We start from the raw sequence: 17,489 nt of genomic DNA on the forward strand, positions 1-17,489 counted from the left end.
CCGCCCGGCCGTCGTGACCGCCGCTGTTGCCATGACGGCCGTTGCCATGGCGGCCGCCCTGCTGCTCCCGCCCGGCACCCCTGGGGCGGCGGCGCCCGCGTCCGCCGCGAACTGCACCCCGGTGCAGGTCGTGTTTGCCCGCGGCCGCAACGAGTCCCCCGGACCGGGCGTGCTGGGCAATGCGTTCATCAGCGCATTGCGGTCCAGGGTGAACAGGACCGTCGGCGTCTACGCCGTGCAGTACCCGGCCGACACTGAGGTCGCCCAGGGCGCCAACGACATGAGCCGCCACATTCAGGACATGGTCAACAGCTGCCCGGACACCCGGCTGGTGCTGGGGGGCTACTCGCTCGGCGCGGCGGTCACCGACGTGGTGCTCGCGGCACCCATCGGCGCATTCGGATTCGACAGCCCGCTGCCGCCCGGCGTAGACCAGCACATCGCCGCCGTCGCGTTGTTCGGCAACGGAAGCCAGTGGGTGGGTCCGATCACCAACTTCAACCCGACCTACAACGACCGGACCATCGAGTTGTGCCACGGCGCCGACCCGATCTGCAACCCGGCCGACCCGAACACGTGGAAGCAGAACTGGCCGCAGCATCTCGCCGGCGCCTACATCGACGCGGGCATGGCCGACCAGGCCGCCGACTTCGTGGCCGGCAAGCTCTGATCGACGGCACCGGCGTTGCCGAGCCGATCGCCGCGGCGCCCGCAGTCGCGGCGCGGTTATCCGGGCACGTGCGGAATTCGGTGTCGGGTCGCGCGCAAATCGCGGTGGCAAGTCTCAATTCCGGGGCGCGCGAGGCTTGGCAGATCGGCGAAGCCGAATTCCGGCCCCCACAGTTCAGGGCTTCGAATTCACGCCGGAGTGTTACCGCTGGAATACAGCTTGAAGTTGCGGGTCATCGGAACGACGGGATTGCCGGTGCCCGAGGCCGCGGCGCGCTGCCGGGCGCGGTAGGACGGGTGGCGACGCATCGCTTCACTGCGTTCACGCTCGCGGCGCTGAGCGGCGGCCCATAGCGGATGGGACTGAAGGAAAATAACCGTGCCTTCTGATGTATTCGCCACGATCGTCACTCCTCTCAGCACCACTCGCAAAAGCCGGGACAGTGGTTATCGGATCGTGATTCCAGAATGCCCGCCGAATCCTGAGACCAAACCATCCGCCAGGATGAGAATTGGCCGTGAATTCGCATATGCGCAATCCGGTGCCACTGCCCGCCGCCGTCCATGCCGGCCGGACCGAACGATAGCGACGACCACCGACACATTTGCCGTTTCGAATCCGCGCCGGCGGGCTGCTAGGGTCCCTTGCTTATGCCGGAGATCGATCGCCGCCGCATGATTGTGACCACCGGAATCGGAGTGCTGGCAGCGGCGCTGCCGAACCCGAGAGCCGGGGCCAGTCCGGCCCCGCCGCCCGCGGCGCCCAGCGGCCAATCCGGGACCTACCTCTTCCAGGATGAGTTCGACGGTCCGGCCGGCTCGGCGCCGGACGCGTCCAAATGGGCGGTGGCCAAAGCCCGCGAGACGATTAAGGATCCGACTTACTGGGAACGCCCGGAGAACATCGGGCAGTACCGCGACGACCGCCGCAACGTCTTCCTCGACGGCAAGTCCAACCTGGTGCTGCGCGCCGCCAAGGACGGCCCCACCTACTACAGCGGCAAGGTGCAGAGTCTGTGGCGCGGCGGCGTCGGCCACACCTGGGAGGCCCGGATCAAACTGGACTGCCTGACCGCCGGCGCCTGGCCGGCTTACTGGCTGGGTAATGACGACCAGGGCGAAATCGACGTCATGGAGTGGTACGGCAACGGCAACTGGCCCTCGGCCACCACCGTGCATGCCAAAGCCAACGGCGGCGAGTGGAAGACCCACAACATCGCGGTGGACAGCGCCTGGCACACCTGGCGATGCCAGTGGGACGAGGCCGGCATCCGGTTCTGGAAGGACTACGTCGACGGCGCGCAACCGTACTTCGACGTGCCCGCCAGTTCGCTGCCGGATTGGCCGTTCAACGGCCCGGGCTACACGGTTTTTCCGGTGTTCAACCTGGCGGTGGCCGGGTCCGGCGGCGGCGACCCCGGCCCGGGCAGCTATCCCGCGGACATGCTCATCGACTGGATCCGCGTCTGGTAGCAATGCCCGCCGGCGCCGTCAGTGCGTCAGCAGCGCGGCCGCGCTCCACGCCCGGCGACCCGGACGGCGCGGATCCGGCTGCGGCAGCCAGCCGAGCGGGCGCATCACCAGCGGCAAGCGCCGCAGCCGGCGGGCCGCCGAATACAGCGCCTCCACCTGGACCGTTCGCCAACCCAGGTTTTCGAAATAGGCCAACCCGTTGTCCGGGGCGAACTTGAACGGCGCGTTGGCCAGCATGCCCGCCATCTTCTTGTTCATCATCTTCTTCAGGCCGGGTCCGGCGAAGTCGAGCATCCACCAGCGGACCTCGGGCCGCTGCAGCGCCGCCGACAGCGCGGACACGTCGCTGTCGTCCAGATACATCAACAGGCCCTCGGTGAGCACCAGCGCCTTGGTCGCACCGTCCAGCGCCTCGTTCAAAAACGCGTCCCGGGCGACCCCGTCGGCCAGGTCGACTGCGGTTCGGGTCAACCGGCAGCGCGGCACCTCGTCGGCGAGGACCTGCGTCTTCTCGGCGAGCAACGCCGGCAGGTCCGCCTCCACCCAGGTGAGATCGGGCGGCAGGTTCAACCGATACGGCCGGGTGTCCAGCCCGGCGGCCAGGTTCAGCACCCGGTCGCAGCCCTGGGCGATGGCCTCGGCGATGGCGTCGTCGATGATCTTGGTCCGCGCGACAAGCCACCACCCGTTGCGCGTCGTGCGCGGCACGTGGTCGACGATCGCGCGGCCGTGGTCACCGGCGAGACGTTCGGCCAGCGGGTCACAGAAAATCGCGTCGGGCCGCGCGGATTCGGTGGCCCGGTGCAACGCCGTCCAGCGCGCCGTGTCGGAAACATGGGTGATGGTGTGCCCTGGGCCTGACATACGTGCGTTATAGCAGTACGGCGGCGGCGCTACTGACCGGCCCTGCCGCCGGCCAGCCAGGCGGCGGTCACCGTGCGGGTCGCCGGCGGCGGCAGCACTGCGTCCGGCGCCCCGAGCCGGCCGACCTTGACGGTCCACGCCGGTGCCGAGCGGTCGATGCAGGAGCCGCGGCCCTGGCTGGGCTGCCACAGCACGGCCAGATCCGAACCGGCGCCGCCGCATCCGTAGACGCCGACGTACCCGTCGGCCCGCCCGCCCCACGCGCCGCCGTTGCGCAGCAGGCAGCGGGTGCCGTCGTCGAGGGTCAGCGCGAACGGGTCCGGGTCGGCGGGCGCGCGCACGGGTGCCAGCTGCCCGTCGAACGTCACCCGGTGCATCTGCCTGTCCCACGGATTGTCTACGCACAGAAGGGATCCCGGCGTGGACGGCCAGCAGGTGCCGGCACCGGCGGCGCTCGGCGAACAGTAGTAGACGTTGTCGTCGACCGCCGACGGTGACGGTTGCGAACACTCGGATGCGTGCCCGACGCTGTCGGGCCCGGCCGCCACCCGATAGCCGTTGATGGCTTGGCCGTCCGGCCCGACCGCCACGACGGTGATCACCTGGGTGGGTGGCGGATCGGCCGCCGCGGATCCCGCCGGCAGGAACAGCGCCCAGGCCAGGACGGCGATGGGGACCAGGGCAACTCGCGACACGTTCACCGGCGAACCCTTTCGACAGCCCCCTGCCGTGCAGGGTAGTGCGTGCCGGACGTGGTTGGGATCGGTAGCCGCCGGCCGGGCTTGCACTGGGCGCAACGACGGCGCCACTCCGGCGCCGCCCCACCGAAAGGAAGCCACCAATGAAGATCGTGCCCGCCAGCATCGAAGAACAGATCAACCGCGTGGATCGGCAGCGCAGCCTCTACATCGGGCTCGGCGCCGGCGCCGTGGCGGCGTGGAGCGTCTTTCGGCTGTTCTGGCTTCTCTACCTCGGGATGACATTCGGCTGGCTGTTCGGCGCGATGGTCTTCCAGGTGGTGTTGTGGGGGGTGATCGGCGTGGTCGCCGGGATTGCGGCAATCGGGTTCCTGAGCCGCTACACCAAGGGGTCGTAACCGACCAACCGGCGACGAGAGTTGGCGAATGTGCTTGCAGTTCACTAACTCTCGTCGCTGCGGCGACTGGTCTACAGCTGCGCCCAGACCGATTTCGTCTTCAGGTAGATCTCCAGGCCCTCTTTACCGAACTCGTGGCCCCAGCCGGACTGCTTGTATCCGCCGAAGGGCACGTCGTGGTCGAACACCAACTGGCAGTTCACCTGGACGCTGCCCGCCTGCAGCCGCTTGACGATCCGGTGGGCGCGGCCCAGGTTCTCCGTCCAGGCGGTGGCGGCCAGGCCGTAGGTGGTGTCGTTGGCCATCGCCACCGCCTCGTCCTCGTCGTCGAAGGGCAGGATGGCGACCACCGGACCGAAGATCTCCTGCTGGTAGAGCCGCATGCCGGGGTCCACGTTGGTGAGCACCGTGGGGTGCACGAAGTAACCCTTGCGGTCCAGCCGGTAGCCGCCGGTGACCACCTCGACGCCGTCGTTCTTACCTTCGTCGATGAAGCCCATCACGCGGTTCAGCTGCTTCTGGCTGATCAGCGGCCCGCTCACGCAGCCCTCCTCGCTGGGCGCGCCCAGCTTGAACGTGTTGGCCATCATCGCGATGCCCTCGACCACGCGGTCGTACACGCCGCGCTGCACGAAGATCCGCGACCCGCACACGCAGCCCTGCCCGGAGTGCACGAAGATGCCCAGCGACGCCATCAGGATGGCCTTGTCCAGGTCGGCGTCGTCAAAAATCAGCACCGGCGACTTGCCGCCGAGCTCGAGCGTGACCTTCTTCAGGTTGCCGGCCGACGCCCGCACGATCTCCTTGCCGACCTCGGTCGACCCGGTGAAGGCGACCTTTTCGACGTCGGGATGCGCGGTGATCGCCGCGCCCGCGGTGTGGCCGTAGCCGGTCAGCAGGTTGACCACACCCTCGGGAACCCCGGCCTCGTGCACCAGCCGGTCCAGCAGCAGCGCCGACAGCGGCGTCTCCTCGGCGGGCTTGACCAGCAGGCTGCATCCGGCGGCCAGCGCCGGCGCGAGTTTGGCGCTGGCGTTGAAGATCGGGCCGTTCCACGGGAAGATCAGCCCCACCACGCTGTAGGGCTCCTTGAGCGTGTAGGCGTGCATGTTGACGAACGTGTCGGTCGCGATGCCGTCGGTCTTCACGTCGTAGGCGGTGCCGTTGATCTTCGAACACCAGCCGGCGTAGTAGCGGAAGAACTCCGAACACGTCGACATCTGCAGCTGCGCCTGCAGCAACGGCATACCGGTGTTCAGCGAATCCAGCTGGGCGAACTCCTCGGCGTGTTCGTCGATCAAATCCCCGATCCGCCACAGGATCTTGGCCCGCTCCCGGCCCGGCAGCTGCGACCAGACGCCCGACTCGAAGGACGCCTTCGCCCGGGCGGCGGCTTCGTCGACCGCTTCGGCGCCGCAGTCGGTGAATTCGGTGATCTTCTCCTCCGTCGCGGGATCGATGACCGCGATGACGTCACCCGTTCCGGGGCGCTTGCGAATGTCGTCCAATACCGCCTGCACCGTCATCTGATCCCTTTCCTCTGGCGAGTCCTCTGGCGAGCCGTCGCGCCCAGCGCCCGCTGCGCTCGGTGCTGAGCACTTGCTTAGCATTGTGCGCGCTGCGTGGTCAAGCATCCGCCGGGGGTGGCCGGGCTCAGACGCCGACGAGCTCCGGGTGGAACTTGGCCGCCATCCGGCGCATGCCGTCGCGCCAGTCGACCGTGGTGCCGCCGATGAGCTCGTGCATCCGGTCGACGGTGGTCGGGTTGCCGCGCAGCGCGCGCTCGCTCGGCTCGAAGACCGGTTCCCTGCCCACCAGCGAGCCGAGGTAGCCGCACCACTCCTGCAGGCTGACGGTCTGGTCACCGCACCAGTTGACGGTGGTCGCCGGAACCGACGCCACGTCGAGCAGCTTGGGGATGGTGGCGATGATGTCGTCCTCGTGAATGGGGTTGTAGCGGGCGGGTTCTCCGGGTGGCACCGGGATCGGGATGCCGCTCAGCATCATCTCCATGTGGTAGAACGGCCAGCCGCCGTTGTCGCCGTAGGGGACGTTGAGCCGGGCGATCGTGGTGGGCAGCCCGACGATGCGCGCCACCGACCGGGCGACCACCTCCCCGGCGATCTTGGAGATGGAATAGGTGGGAAACAGCGGCTTGTGGTTGTCGCCCAGGGCGGAGCGCTCGCTGCGCGGCTCGTCGCCGGGCGGGTCGTAGACCGCGGCCGACGAGCAATGCAGGAAGGCTTTGGCGTTGCGGCAGTGGGCCATCAGCACACCCACCGACTCGGCGTTGGCCGCCAGGTCCTTGTCCCAGCTTCCGCTCTTGGCCACCGCGAGGTTGAGGACGAAATCGAAATCGCTTGGCAGACCGGTGAAGTCGCCGGCGGCCAGATTCACCGTCTGGCACCGGATCCCGGCCTGCTCGAGCCTTTCTCGCGCGGCGGCATCGGTGAAGCGGGCGATGCCCCACACCTCGTTGTCGGCCGCCAGCGCCCGGGCGACGGGGGTGGCGATTTGACCGGTCGGGCCGGTGATCAGGATTTTCGAGCCACGCATCCGCTGATGGTAGCGGGACACGACGTCACCGCAGGGGCGAAAGGCGGGGACTCACAAGCCGGGCTGGTCCTCGATGATGCCCAGCCAGATCTGCGCGACGTCGATGGCCACCTTCTCGCTGATGAAGGCGTGCTGGGTTCCGGTGTAGATGTCGCGGAAGGCCCGCTCCAGCCGGCTGCCCTCGCGGATCGAGCTCGTGCCGGCGACCAGATGCGCCCACTCGGCACAGCCGCGGGCCGTGTCGGTGGCGTAGACGGCGGCCACCCGCATGTCGGCGCGCAGCGCCGGTGTCAGCTCCTGCCCGGCCGCCACCGCCGCCTCGGCGGTCGTGAACGCATCCAGCACCAACAGCCGGGCCGCGCGCCAGGCCGCGCGGTGATGCGCCAGCCCCTTCTGGAAGGTGGGGCGGCTGGCCAGCGACGCCATGTCGCTCATCCGGAACTTGGTCGCCGCCAGCTCCTGCACGTCGTCGAGCATGCTCTTGGCCACCCCCAGCGCCCACGACGCGTGCCCGGCGGCGGTGACGGGCATCAGCCCCATCCGGGTGGCCGGCGAGGCGCCGCGGAACGGCGCCCGGGTGAACAGCTCGAAGGTGCGGGCGGCGGGCACGAACACGTCCCGGGCGCTGTAGTCGTAGGAGCCGGTGCCCTTGAGGCCCTGCACGTACCAGCCGTCGTCGAAGCTGATCTGCTCGCGGGGAATGACGGCAACCCGCATCTCCGGGAAACCCTCACTGATCCAACGCATCTCGCCGTCGTCCATCGGCAGGAACCCGGCGGCGACGTACTGGGAGTGCCCGATCCCCGAGCCGAAGTTCCACGCCCCGCTCACCAGGTAACCGCCGTCGACGGCGGCGCCCTGCCCGTTGGGGAAGAACTGGCCGCCCATGGTGACGTGGTTGTCGTGCGCGGTGAACACCTCGGCGAAGCCGTCGTCGGGCAGATAGGCCGCCGCGGCGAACGACGACGGCAGGTTGGCGATGCCCACCCAGCCGAATGAGCCGTCCTGCCAAGCCATTTCGATCCACGTCTCGATCATCTCGGTGAACGACGGCTCCACCCCGCCGGCTTCGATCGTGTTGAACGCCGACATCAGCCCGCTCGCCCACATCGCGTCGACGATCGCCGGGGTCAGCGTGCGCATCCGCTCCGATTCGGCAGCTTGGTCTTGCACCAGGTCCCGCATCCCGCGGGCCAGGGCGACCACCCGGTCATCGGTGTCGGCGATCGATGTCATGTGGCCCTTCCCATCGTGGCCTCATCGCTGGGTGCGACGGCAGCAGCAGCCTTACGGTAAGCGTTGTGCGGTGGATAGTCGACGGAATGAATGTGATTGGCAGCCGCCCGGACGGTTGGTGGAAGGACCGCGACGGCGCCATGGTCGCATTGGTACAGCGCCTGGACCGCTGGGCGTCGGGCCGCGACGACGACGTCACCGTGGTCTTCGAGCGGCCACCGGCGGCCGTCGTCACCTCGTCGGTGATCGGCATCGCCCACGCACCCCGGGCGGCGGCGAATTCGGCCGACGACGAGATCGTCCGGCTGGTCACGGCCGACCCCGACCCGCCCGGCATCTGCGTGGTGACCTCCGACCGCACCCTGGCCGAACGGGTGCGGAATCTGGGCGCCCGCGTGCAGGGGTCGGACAGCTTCCGTGACCTGATCGAGCCGCGGCACCGATGAGTACCGACGCCCCAGTCCCCGCTGCCAACCGGGTCTGCCGCCTGGCACACATCGACATCCCGATCCTCGGCGCCCCGATGACCTACATCGCCGGCGCTCAGCTGGCGGCCGCGGTCTCCAACGCCGGCGCGCTGGGCATCATCGAGACCACGTCTGATCAGGGCCGGGCCGACCTGCGACGGGTGCGCGAGCTGACCGCCGGCGCGGTGGGCGCCAACATCGCGCTGCTGTTCAACCGTGACCCGGCGATGCTGGATTTGCTTGTCGCCAACGACATTCGGTTCGTCACCACCTCGGCCGGGGATCCGGCGCTGTTCACCGATCGGCTGCACGACGCGGGCATCACCGTGTTCCACGTGGTGGGCACGCTGGCCGCGGCCAAGAAGGCCGTCGACGCCGGGGTGGACGGCCTGGTGGTCGAGGGCGTCGAGGGCGGCGGATTCAAGAACCGGTTCGGCGCCTCCACCATGGTGCTGCTGCCGTTGGTGGCCGCCCACGTCGACGTCCCCATCGTGGCCGCCGGCGGGATCTGCGACGCCCGATCGATGGCGGCCGCGTTCGTGCTCGGCGCCGAAGCCGTGCAGATGGGCACCCGGCTGCTCGCCTCCGCGGACTCGCCGGTGCACGTCAACCTCAAGCAGGCGGTCGTCGCGGCCGACGAGACGGCGACCGTCCTGCTCCCCCTCGACGGCAAACGCATGATGCGCGTCATTCGCACGCCCGCCGCGGAGCGGCTGGAGGCCGCGGGCGCCGCCGGCGAGGGCGCCGCGGCGCTGCAACGCGTGCAGCGGCTCTACTTCGAGGGCGACCTGGACGCCAGCGTGGCCAACACCGGCCAGGTGGCCGGGCGTATCCGCGACCTCCCGCCGGCCGCCGACATCATCAAGCAGATGTGGAAAGGCTGCCGCGAGGTGCTGGCGGCCACCTCGGCGCGACTGGACTGGGCCGACGACGCCTAGGTAGCCGTGCCGCTAGCCCGCCGCGGCCAGCGCCGCGTCGTAGTTGGGCTCCTGGGCGATCTCGGGCACCAGCTCGGTGTAGGCGACGTTGCCGTCGGCGCCGACCACCACGATGGCCCGGGCCAGCAGCCCGGCCATCGGCCCGTCGGCGATGGTGACCCCGTAGTCGTCGCCGAAGCTGTCCCGGAAGGCCGACGCGGTCTTGACGTTCTCGATGCCCTCGGCGCCGCAGAATCGCGCCTGCGCGAACGGCAGGTCCTTGGACACGTTCAGCACGGTGGCGCCGGCGCCGGCGGCCCGCTCGTTGAAGGTGCGCACGCTGGTCGCGCACACCGGCGTGTCGATGGACGGAAAGATGTTGAGCACCAACGGCTTACCGCTGAATTGATCACTGGTGACCGGGCTCAGGTCGCCGCCCGTCAGGCTGAAGGCCGGGGCCTTGGAGCCGACGGAGGGCAGCTCGCCGACGGTGTTGATCGGGTTTCCACGCAACGTTATCTGTGCCATGGGGCACAGTCTGCCAAGCCCGCCGCGGCCGTCGTGGGGCAGGTCCCCGTGTCCTGATTCATGGGGTGCATGGCGTAGACGACGCGGCCCGGGTGCCCAACACTGAGTTCATGCCGGAGTTGGTGCCGCGCCAGGTGGTGATCGCCGGGTTTCCCGGAGTGCAGGCGCTCGATGTGGTGGGACCGCACGACGTCTTCTCCGGCGCATCGTTGTTGACCGGCGGCGGGTATCAGGTGGTGCTGGCCTCGGTCGACGGGCAGCCGGTCACGACGCCTGCCGGGCTGGGGTTCGTCGCCACCGCGCTGCCGGACCCGGGCCGACCGATCGACACCGTCGTGCTGCCCGGCGGTGCCGGCGTCGACGCCGCACGCGGCGATGCCGAGCTGATCGCCTGGATCAAGGCTGTCGCCGGGCGTGCCCGGCGGATGGTGACGGTGTGCACCGGCGCGTTCCTTGCGGCCGAGGCGGGACTGCTGGACGGGCACCGGGTGACCACCCACTGGGCCTTCGCCGATCGGTTGGCGAGCGAGTTCCCCGCCGTCGACGTCGACGCCGACCCGATCTTCGTCCGAAGCTCGGACACCTTGTGGACCGCGGCCGGGGTCACCGCGGGCATCGACCTGGCGCTGGCGCTGGTCGAGGACGACCACGGCACCGAGGTCGCACAGACGGTTGCCCGCTGGCTGGTGCTGTATCTGCGCCGGCCGGGCGGGCAGACGCAGTTCGCGGCGCCGGTGTGGATGCCGCGCGCCCGGCGGGACTCGATCCGCGAGGTGCAGGAGATCATCGAGGCCGAGCCCGGGCGCCCGCACACCGTCGACGAGCTGGCCCGCCGGGCGGCGATGAGCCCGCGCCATTTCACCCGGGTGTTCACCGCCGAAATCGGTGAGGCGCCCGGCCAGTACGTGGAACGCATTCGCACCGAGGCGGCGCGGCGTCAATTGCAGGAGACCGACGACACCGTCGTCACCATCGCCGCCCGGTGCGGTTTCGGCACCGCGGAAACGATGCGGCGCAATTTCATTCGCCGCGTTGGCATTTCACCCGACCAATACCGCAAGGCATTCGCGTGATGCCCCGGGCTTGATGGAGAAAGGACCACCCCGATGACTCAGATCGCGTTCCTGGCCTATCCGGGATTCACCGCGCTGGACATGATCGGCCCGTACGAGGTGCTGCGCAACCTGCCCGGCGCCGAGGTCCGGTTCGTCTGGCACGAAACCGGACCGATCACCGCCGATTCCGGTGTGCTGGTCATCGGTGCTACGCATTCGCTGGCCGAAACACCTTCTCCCGACGTGGTTCTGGTGCCGGGCGGCCCGGGCACCGCGGTCCATGCCCGTGACGACGCGCTGCTCGACTGGCTGCGCACGGCGCACCGCACCGCCACCTGGACGACGTCGGTGTGCACGGGTTCGCTGATCCTGGCGGCCGCGGGCCTGCTGGACGGGCGGCGCGCGACGTCGCACTGGCTGACCATCCCCGCGCTCAAGGCGTTCGGCGTCACCGCGGTGCCCGACGAACGCATCGTGCACGAGGACGGCATCGTCACCAGTGCCGGTGTGTCCGCCGGGCTCGACCTGGCGCTGTGGCTGGCCGCGCAGATCGGCGGCGACGGCCGCGCCAAGGCCATCCAGCTCGCCCTGGAGTACGACCCGCAGCCGCCGTTCGACTCGGGTCATTTGTCCAAGGCGTCGGCGAGCACGAAAGCCGCTGCGACGGCGCTGCTTTCGCGGGACAGCCTGTCCCCCACCTACCTGAAGGCCACCGCCCTGCTGGCCTGGGATCAGGCGCTGGACAGGGTCAGGTCCCGGCGGCGCAGGCGGCAACCGGATCTGTCGCCGGCCTGATCACGGGTTGGGCTGCAGGATCTCGTTGGAGGCGAGCCGGCCGCCGGCCTGCAACCAGGCCGCGATCACCCCGGGCGCATCACGGTTCGGGTTGTAGATGTCCTCCTCGCTGCTGAACAGCCCGTCGCCGGCGTAGACCAGCCGGGTCCAGTTGGGGAACCAGAACGGCTCGCCCTGCGGGTCGGTCGGGTGATCCAGCAGGTTCTTGATCATCACCACGACCGCGTCGTTGTCCTCGTCGTAGGCGGTCCAGCCGGACGGAAATCGCATGTGCGGAAACGGCGCCATCACCGCGACGATCCAGTCCCGCACCGCCTCACGGCCGCGGAAGACCCCGTAGTGATGCTCGGTGTAGACGACGTCCTCGGTGAACAGGTCCGCGAAGGGGCGCCAGTCGCCGGAGGCGCTGCATCCTTCGACCACCCGCGTGTAATTGTCGACGGCGTTCTCGATTTCTGCCCTGGTGAATCGGCCCATAGCGGACACACTAGAACGTGTTCTCCCGTTTTTCGGGTCAGTTCATCGGGTCGGTCGTGGCGAATGGGGATGGCAAATGAGCGTGTTGGATCTGTTCGACCTGCGCGGCAGGCGGGCGCTGGTCACCGGGGCGTCCACCGGGATCGGCAAGCAGGTGGCGCAGGCGTATCTGCAAGCCGGCGCTCGGGTGGCCATCGCGGCGCGCGACTTCGAGGCGCTGCAACGCACCGCGGACGAGCTCACCGCCGGCGGTACCGGCGGTGTGGTCGCGATCCGCTGCGACGTGACCCAACCCGATGAGGTGAGCGGCATGGTGGACCGGATGATCGCCGAACTCGGCGGCATCGACATCGCGGTCTGCAATGCCGGCATCATCTCGGTCTCCCCGATGCTCGAGATGCCGGCCGCGGAATTCCAGCGCATCCAGGACACCAACGTGACCGGGGTGTTTCTCACCGCCCAGGCGGCGGCCCGGGCGATGGTGCGGCAGGGCCGCGGCGGCGCCATCATCACCACCGCCTCGATGTCCGGGCACATCATCAACGTCCCGCAGCAGGTCGGCCACTACTGCGCCAGCAAGGCGGCCGTGATCCAGCTGACCAAGGCCATGGCCGTCGAATTCGCGCCGCACGACATCCGGGTCAACAGCGTCAGCCCCGGCTACATCCGCACCGAGCTCGTCGAACCGCTGCACGAATACCACCGGCAGTGGCAGCCCAAGATCCCGCTCGGCCGGATGGGCCGGCCGGACGAACTCGCCGGCATCTACCTGTATCTGGCCAGCGCGGCGTCCAGCTACATGACCGGTTCGGACATCGTCATCGACGGCGGATACAGCTGCCCGTAGCCCGGAACGAAAAGCGTTGGCGCACTCGGGTTTTCAACTCTCGATCTCCCCGGAGATCGCGCGCTCGATGTTCGCCCGGGTCGCCGGCGGCAACACCAGCAGACCCTCGAGTTCGTGACGGGCCACATCGTAGGCGCGCTGGCGTTCGTGCGCCGCCGCCGCGGGGTCCGCCGCCACCCGGAACAGGCTCTGCGCCCGGGCAATTCGTTGCTGGTCGGTGCGGGAGAAGTCGGTGCGGCGCCGGCGGGTCGCCTCGGCCTCGGCGGCGTTGAACGCCGTTACGTAGTCCTCGACCGCGGCCAGGTAGTGCGAGGCCGCGTCCGGATCGTCCAGGAGATCTTCGGCCTTGGCGGGTCGCAGGAAGTCGGCGCGCAGCTTGGCCTTGTGGAACGCGATGGTCAGCGGATCGCGCATGTCGGTCATCAGCGGGAAGTCCAGCAGCTTGGCGACGTCGAGTTCGTAGTCCAGCCACCGCTCGTCGGTGCGGCTGTGCTCGTCGAGGACCCGCCGGATCGAGCGCCACCGGGCCGCCTGATTGTCGGCGCCGGCGCGGGCCTCGGGCGGCCGGGCCCCGTCGACTTCCCGCGCCGGCTCGTCGGTGCGCCGCCGCTGCGCGCCGAACGCCCGCACCACGGCGACGGTCGCGCCGACCAGCGGCAGCACCAGGATCAACAGCTCGGCCACTCTGATCAGCAACCCCACCTGGCCAGGATGCCACCGGCGTCGGGCCGGTGCGGTGCCGTCGACCCGCCCGATTAGCGGGTGCCTAGGCTGCCGTCGAGGTATTGGGCGCGGCAGGCCCGCCGGGCCAGCTTGCCGCTGGTGGTCCGCGGGATGGCGCCGGCGGGCAGCAGCCGCACGTCGGCGACGGCCAGCTCGTGTCGCTGCGCGACGGCGGCGCGGATGGCCTCGATCGCCGGCCGCGGATCCTGACGGCTGGTGCCCGCGGCGCGCTCGGCGACCACGACCAGCCGGCCCGCTTCGGGATCGTCCACGGCCGGCACCGAGAACGCCGTCACATAACCACGCCGAACCATCGGCGACGCCTCGGCGACGGTGGCCTCGATGTCCTGCGGATAGTGGTTGCGGCCATCGATGCGCACCAGGTCCGCGATCCGGCCCGTCACGTACAGCTCGCCGTCGAGATACACACCCAAATCGCCGGTGCGCAGCCAGCTGCCGTCGGGATCGGCCCCCGCGGCGTGGCTGCCGTCCGGCAGCCGCGACCGCAGCGTGGCGCCGAACACCCGCCGGGTCTCCTCCGGCATTCCCCAGTAGCCGCGGCCAATGTTGTTGCCATGCAACCAGATTTCGCCCACCTGGCCGTCCGGCAACTCGGCCCCGTCGGCGACGATCACCGCCCATTCACTCCGCGCCACCTGGCCACAGGACACCGCGGCGACGGCATCGGGGGCGTTGGCCGGCACCCGCACCGCATGTCCGGCGCCCAACTGCCGGCGGTCGAAATACACCGCCGTCGCCTCGGCCCGCGGCGCGATGGTCGCAACGAACAGCGTCGCCTCCGCGATGCCGTAGGACGGCTTGAACGCCGTCCGCGGCAACCCGTACGGAGCGAACGCCTTGTTGAACGTTCGGATCGCATCCATGCTGACCGGTTCGGAGCCGATGATCATCACCACGTTGCGCAGGTCGATGTCCTCGCCGCCGCCGGGCAGCCCGCGCTGCGCGGCCCACTCGTAGGCGAAGTTGGGCGCCGCGGTGACGACGTTGCCGTGCCGCGACCCGTCGGACAGGGCCTTGATCCAGCGCTGCGGCCGGCGGACGAACGCCGCGGGTGACATCAGCGTGGAGTGGCCGCCGTACACCGCGGGGAAGCCGATCATCGACAACCCCATGTCGTGGTAGAGCGGTAACCAGCTGACGCCGTGGGTGTTTCGGTCCAGCAGGTCGATGGACAGGATCATCTGCACCAGGTTGGTGCCGACCGCGCGGTGGGTGATCTCCACGCCGACCGGTGGCCGGGTGGAGCCCGACGTGTACTGCAGATGCGAGACGTCGTCCATGCCGAGTTCGGTCGGCGCGAACGACTCGGCGGCCGAGTCGGGTATCTCGTCGATGGCGATCACCCGCGGCCGGTGCAGGTGCGGGTGGCCGGCCAGGAACTGCTCGACCGCATCCCGCGCGACGGTGGTGGTGAGCAGGACGCTGGGCTGCGAATCGCGCAGCGCCGTGTCCAGCCGCTCGGCATGCCCGGGCAGTTCCGGGGCGAACAACGGGACCGCGATGGTGCCCGCCTTGACCGCCGCGTAGAACCCGGCGACGTAGTCGATGCCCTGCGGCGCCAGCACCGCAACGCGCTCACCGCGACTGGCCACCTGCTGGATGCGCGCGCCGATGGCTTCCAGCCGGACACCGAACTGGCTCCAGGTCACCTCGTGCGCGGTGCCGTCGTCCGAACCGCTGTAGTCGAGGTAGCGATACGCGACGGTGTCCCCCACGTTGGCGATGTTGCGGTCGATGAGCGAAATCAGGTTGACGCCGGGCGGCAGTGCGACCCCGCCGTCGGCGTCCAGGCAGTCCTCGATCCGCAGCAGGCCGGGCACACCATCGTCGCGCCGAAGGGCGTCATCCATACCGTGCAGTCTAGGCACGCGATGCGGCCGGCCGGGGTCGGTGACGTTCGGGCAAACCGCAAGAGCGACGGCCGTATTCGCTCATTCCGGCGGTAACGCGGTATCTTCGTGGACAGGTCTTCGTGGGCGAGCGATCCACCCGATCCGCCGGCCGCGCGGGTTGGGCGGTAGCCTACCGGCATGCCGGGCCGGAAGTTCTCCTTCGAAGTCACCCGCACCAGCAGCGCGCCCGCCGCGACCCTGTTCCGGCTCGTGGCGGACGGCGCGAATTGGTCACGGTGGGCAAAGCCGATCGTGCTGCATTCGAGCTGGGCCCGCCAGGGCGATCCCGCGCCGGGCGGGGTGGGGGCGATCCGCAAGGTCGGCCTGTGGCCGGTGCTGGTTCAGGAGGAGACCACGGAGTACGAGCCCGATCGCCGTCACGCCTACAAGCTGGTGGGGCCGCCCAGCCCGGCCAAGGACTACACCGGCGAGGTGGTCTTCACGCCGAATCCGGCCGGCGGCACCGACATCCGCTGGACCGGCTCGTTCACCGAGGGCGTGCGCGGGACGGGCCCGCTGATGCGGGCGGCCATGGGCGGCGCGGTGAAGTTTTTCGCGGGCCGGCTGGTGAAGGCCGCCGAGCGGGAAGCCGGCCAGGCGCGCTGACCCGGTCTCGTTCAGCCCCAAGCTAATTCGTGTACCGGCGGCTACTTGGACTCGACCTCGCCCTGATACTTCTTCGTCATGTGCGCGACGGCGTCCAACTGCGACTGCGCGAGGCTGTCGCGGGCCTGGCCGGCGCGCGCGGCCGCATCCAGCGTCGGCTGCGCCTGGCCCTGGAAATGCGGCATCACTTCGGCGGCGAACAGTTCGGCGGAGCGCTTGGTCGCGGCCGGGTTGGCCCACTCGTGACCCATCTGCAGCATGCAGCCGAACCCGCCGGATTGATCCCAGCACCGCTGCACCTGTTCGCGCGCCCGCTCGGGCGTGCCGATCACGCCCGCCCCGTTCTCGTTGATGACGTCGATCATCTCGTCGAGCTGATCGCCCGGCATCGTCATCTGCGGGAAGGCGGCCACCTTCTGGAAGTACCGGAACCACGGCTCGATGCCGAACTTGACCTCTTCGCGGGCCTGCTTCTCGGTCTCGGCCAGATGAAACAAACCGACCAGGCTCCAATTCGTGCGGTCGACCTGGGTGCCGAAGGCCGCCGCCCGCTCCTCGACGATGCCCCAGTGGTAGGACAGCGCATTGAAACCCTCGACGGTCAGCGTCGCCCCGATGGACAGCAGCCCGATGCCGTGCTTGCCCGCCAGCCGGGCGCCGGTCGGCGACGCGACGGCGGCCACCGCCAGCGGGATGCCGCCGTCGGAGTACGGGCCCAACTGCAACTTGGCGTCGAACAATTGGTGAGTGGCCGTCTTGGCGCTGACCGTCTCCCCCGCCAACAGCCGGACCACGATGTCGAGATTGGTCTCCAGCAGCTCGCGGGTGTCGGTGGGAGTCAGCCCGATCATGGACGAGTCGGTGGGCAGCGAGCCCGGACCCACCCCGCCGATGATGCGGCCGTGCGTGAGGTGGTCCAGCAGCATCAGCCGGTCCGCCACCCACAGCGGGTTGTGATACGACAGCGAGATGACGCCGGTGCCGAACCGGATGCGCTTCGCGCGCTCGGCCGCGGCGGCGATGAAGATCTCCGGGGAGCTGATGATTTCGCTGCCCGCCGAGTGGTGTTCGCCCAACCAGACCTCGTCGAAACCGAGGGCATCGAGATGCTCGATGAATTCCAGGTCGCGTTGCAGGGCCAGCGTCGGATTGGTGCCCGCACGGTGGAACGGGGCGATGAAGTAACCAAACCTGAGCTTGCCCATGGGGTTCCCCTTGCAGTCGAGTCCCCCGAACCATAGCCGTGCCCGACGCCGAGCCGGAAGCA

Annotated in this window: 20 protein-coding genes; 9 read left to right on the forward strand and 11 right to left on the reverse strand. The window is 69.5% G+C overall.

Annotation, left to right across the window (positions count from 1 at the left end; translation table 11 throughout):
• Positions 1–31 precede the first annotated feature (31 nt).
• On the forward strand, positions 32–670 hold the full coding sequence (locus tag H7I87_RS13740) for a cutinase family protein (protein ID WP_370445545.1): 639 nt from the start codon (positions 32–34) through the stop codon (positions 668–670).
• Positions 671–858: 188 nt separating this feature from the next.
• On the opposite strand, the gene H7I87_RS13745 is transcribed toward H7I87_RS13740, so the two are convergent.
• Complete coding sequence (locus H7I87_RS13745; RefSeq protein WP_085988254.1) at positions 859–1,080, reverse strand: hypothetical protein; 222 nt, start codon at positions 1,078–1,080, stop codon at positions 859–861.
• A gap of 240 nt (positions 1,081–1,320) precedes the next feature.
• Between H7I87_RS13745 and H7I87_RS13750 the strand changes: the two genes are divergently transcribed.
• Positions 1,321–2,142: a glycoside hydrolase family 16 protein gene (locus H7I87_RS13750; RefSeq protein WP_011725026.1), complete on the forward strand. Its 822-nt coding sequence runs from the start codon at positions 1,321–1,323 to the stop codon at positions 2,140–2,142.
• Between the two features lie 18 nt (positions 2,143–2,160).
• On the opposite strand, the gene H7I87_RS13755 is transcribed toward H7I87_RS13750, so the two are convergent.
• Both H7I87_RS13755 and H7I87_RS13760 read right to left on the reverse strand, forming a co-directional pair.
• Positions 2,161–3,006, reverse strand: coding sequence for a class I SAM-dependent methyltransferase (locus tag H7I87_RS13755; RefSeq protein WP_011725027.1), 846 nt, complete (start codon positions 3,004–3,006; stop codon positions 2,161–2,163).
• A gap of 29 nt (positions 3,007–3,035) precedes the next feature.
• A complete protein-coding gene (locus tag H7I87_RS13760) occupies positions 3,036–3,707 on the reverse strand; it encodes a hypothetical protein (protein WP_011725028.1) in 672 nt (223 codons plus the stop codon).
• A gap of 140 nt (positions 3,708–3,847) precedes the next feature.
• Between H7I87_RS13760 and H7I87_RS13765 the strand changes: the two genes are divergently transcribed.
• A complete protein-coding gene (locus H7I87_RS13765; protein WP_009976871.1) occupies positions 3,848–4,102 on the forward strand; it encodes a hypothetical protein in 255 nt (84 codons plus the stop codon).
• A 71-nt stretch (positions 4,103–4,173) separates the two neighbouring features.
• On the opposite strand, the gene H7I87_RS13770 is transcribed toward H7I87_RS13765, so the two are convergent.
• The 3 genes from H7I87_RS13770 to H7I87_RS13780 all read right to left on the reverse strand — a co-directional run bounded on the left by H7I87_RS13770 (position 4,174) and on the right by H7I87_RS13780 (position 7,894).
• On the reverse strand, positions 4,174–5,628 hold the full coding sequence (locus H7I87_RS13770) for an aldehyde dehydrogenase family protein (protein ID WP_011725029.1): 1,455 nt from the start codon (positions 5,626–5,628) through the stop codon (positions 4,174–4,176).
• 127 nt (positions 5,629–5,755) lie between these two features.
• Positions 5,756–6,658: an NAD-dependent epimerase/dehydratase family protein gene (locus tag H7I87_RS13775; RefSeq protein WP_009976874.1), complete on the reverse strand. Its 903-nt coding sequence runs from the start codon at positions 6,656–6,658 to the stop codon at positions 5,756–5,758.
• Between the two features lie 51 nt (positions 6,659–6,709).
• The gene (locus H7I87_RS13780; RefSeq protein WP_009976876.1) at positions 6,710–7,894 is read right to left on the reverse strand and encodes an acyl-CoA dehydrogenase family protein; all 1,185 of its coding nucleotides are present in this window, start codon (positions 7,892–7,894) and stop codon (positions 6,710–6,712) included.
• Positions 7,895–7,959: 65 nt separating this feature from the next.
• Between H7I87_RS13780 and H7I87_RS13785 the strand changes: the two genes are divergently transcribed.
• Both H7I87_RS13785 and H7I87_RS13790 read left to right on the forward strand, forming a co-directional pair.
• The gene (locus H7I87_RS13785) at positions 7,960–8,340 is read left to right on the forward strand and encodes an NYN domain-containing protein (protein WP_010949295.1); all 381 of its coding nucleotides are present in this window, start codon (positions 7,960–7,962) and stop codon (positions 8,338–8,340) included.
• Positions 8,337–9,299, forward strand: coding sequence for an NAD(P)H-dependent flavin oxidoreductase (locus H7I87_RS13790; protein ID WP_003876634.1), 963 nt, complete (start codon positions 8,337–8,339; stop codon positions 9,297–9,299). The genes H7I87_RS13785 and H7I87_RS13790 overlap by 4 nt, the downstream gene beginning before the upstream one ends.
• Positions 9,300–9,311: 12 nt before the next feature.
• On the opposite strand, the gene tpx is transcribed toward H7I87_RS13790, so the two are convergent.
• Positions 9,312–9,806 (reverse strand): thiol peroxidase, encoded by a 495-nt coding sequence (gene tpx / locus H7I87_RS13795; protein WP_009976879.1) that lies wholly within the window; start codon positions 9,804–9,806, stop codon positions 9,312–9,314.
• A 122-nt stretch (positions 9,807–9,928) separates the two neighbouring features.
• On the opposite strand from tpx, the gene H7I87_RS13800 reads away from it, so the two are divergent.
• Positions 9,929–10,879 (forward strand): GlxA family transcriptional regulator, encoded by a 951-nt coding sequence (locus H7I87_RS13800; RefSeq protein WP_033713188.1) that lies wholly within the window; start codon positions 9,929–9,931, stop codon positions 10,877–10,879.
• Between the two features lie 33 nt (positions 10,880–10,912).
• Positions 10,913–11,656, forward strand: a complete 744-nt coding sequence (locus tag H7I87_RS13805) for a DJ-1/PfpI family protein (protein WP_011725032.1) — start codon at positions 10,913–10,915, stop codon at positions 11,654–11,656.
• On the opposite strand, the gene H7I87_RS13810 is transcribed toward H7I87_RS13805, so the two are convergent.
• On the reverse strand, positions 11,657–12,133 hold the full coding sequence (locus tag H7I87_RS13810) for a nuclear transport factor 2 family protein (protein ID WP_031347937.1): 477 nt from the start codon (positions 12,131–12,133) through the stop codon (positions 11,657–11,659).
• Between the two features lie 76 nt (positions 12,134–12,209).
• Between H7I87_RS13810 and H7I87_RS13815 the strand changes: the two genes are divergently transcribed.
• The gene (locus H7I87_RS13815; RefSeq protein WP_023861610.1) at positions 12,210–12,980 is read left to right on the forward strand and encodes an SDR family oxidoreductase; all 771 of its coding nucleotides are present in this window, start codon (positions 12,210–12,212) and stop codon (positions 12,978–12,980) included.
• A 33-nt stretch (positions 12,981–13,013) separates the two neighbouring features.
• On the opposite strand, the gene H7I87_RS13820 is transcribed toward H7I87_RS13815, so the two are convergent.
• The gene (locus H7I87_RS13820) at positions 13,014–13,682 is read right to left on the reverse strand and encodes a hypothetical protein (protein ID WP_011725035.1); all 669 of its coding nucleotides are present in this window, start codon (positions 13,680–13,682) and stop codon (positions 13,014–13,016) included.
• A 53-nt stretch (positions 13,683–13,735) separates the two neighbouring features.
• On the reverse strand, positions 13,736–15,574 hold the full coding sequence (locus tag H7I87_RS13825; RefSeq protein WP_033726333.1) for a fatty acyl-AMP ligase: 1,839 nt from the start codon (positions 15,572–15,574) through the stop codon (positions 13,736–13,738).
• 180 nt (positions 15,575–15,754) lie between these two features.
• Between H7I87_RS13825 and H7I87_RS13830 the strand changes: the two genes are divergently transcribed.
• Positions 15,755–16,222: an SRPBCC family protein gene (locus H7I87_RS13830; protein WP_011725037.1), complete on the forward strand. Its 468-nt coding sequence runs from the start codon at positions 15,755–15,757 to the stop codon at positions 16,220–16,222.
• Positions 16,223–16,263: 41 nt separating this feature from the next.
• Here the strand turns inward: H7I87_RS13830 and H7I87_RS13835 are convergent, their stop codons facing one another.
• The gene (locus tag H7I87_RS13835) at positions 16,264–17,427 is read right to left on the reverse strand and encodes an LLM class flavin-dependent oxidoreductase (RefSeq protein ID WP_011725038.1); all 1,164 of its coding nucleotides are present in this window, start codon (positions 17,425–17,427) and stop codon (positions 16,264–16,266) included.
• Positions 17,428–17,489 lie beyond the last annotated feature (62 nt).

Source organism: Mycobacterium timonense (assembly GCF_025821985.1).
Lineage (GTDB): Bacteria > Actinomycetota > Actinomycetes > Mycobacteriales > Mycobacteriaceae > Mycobacterium > Mycobacterium avium.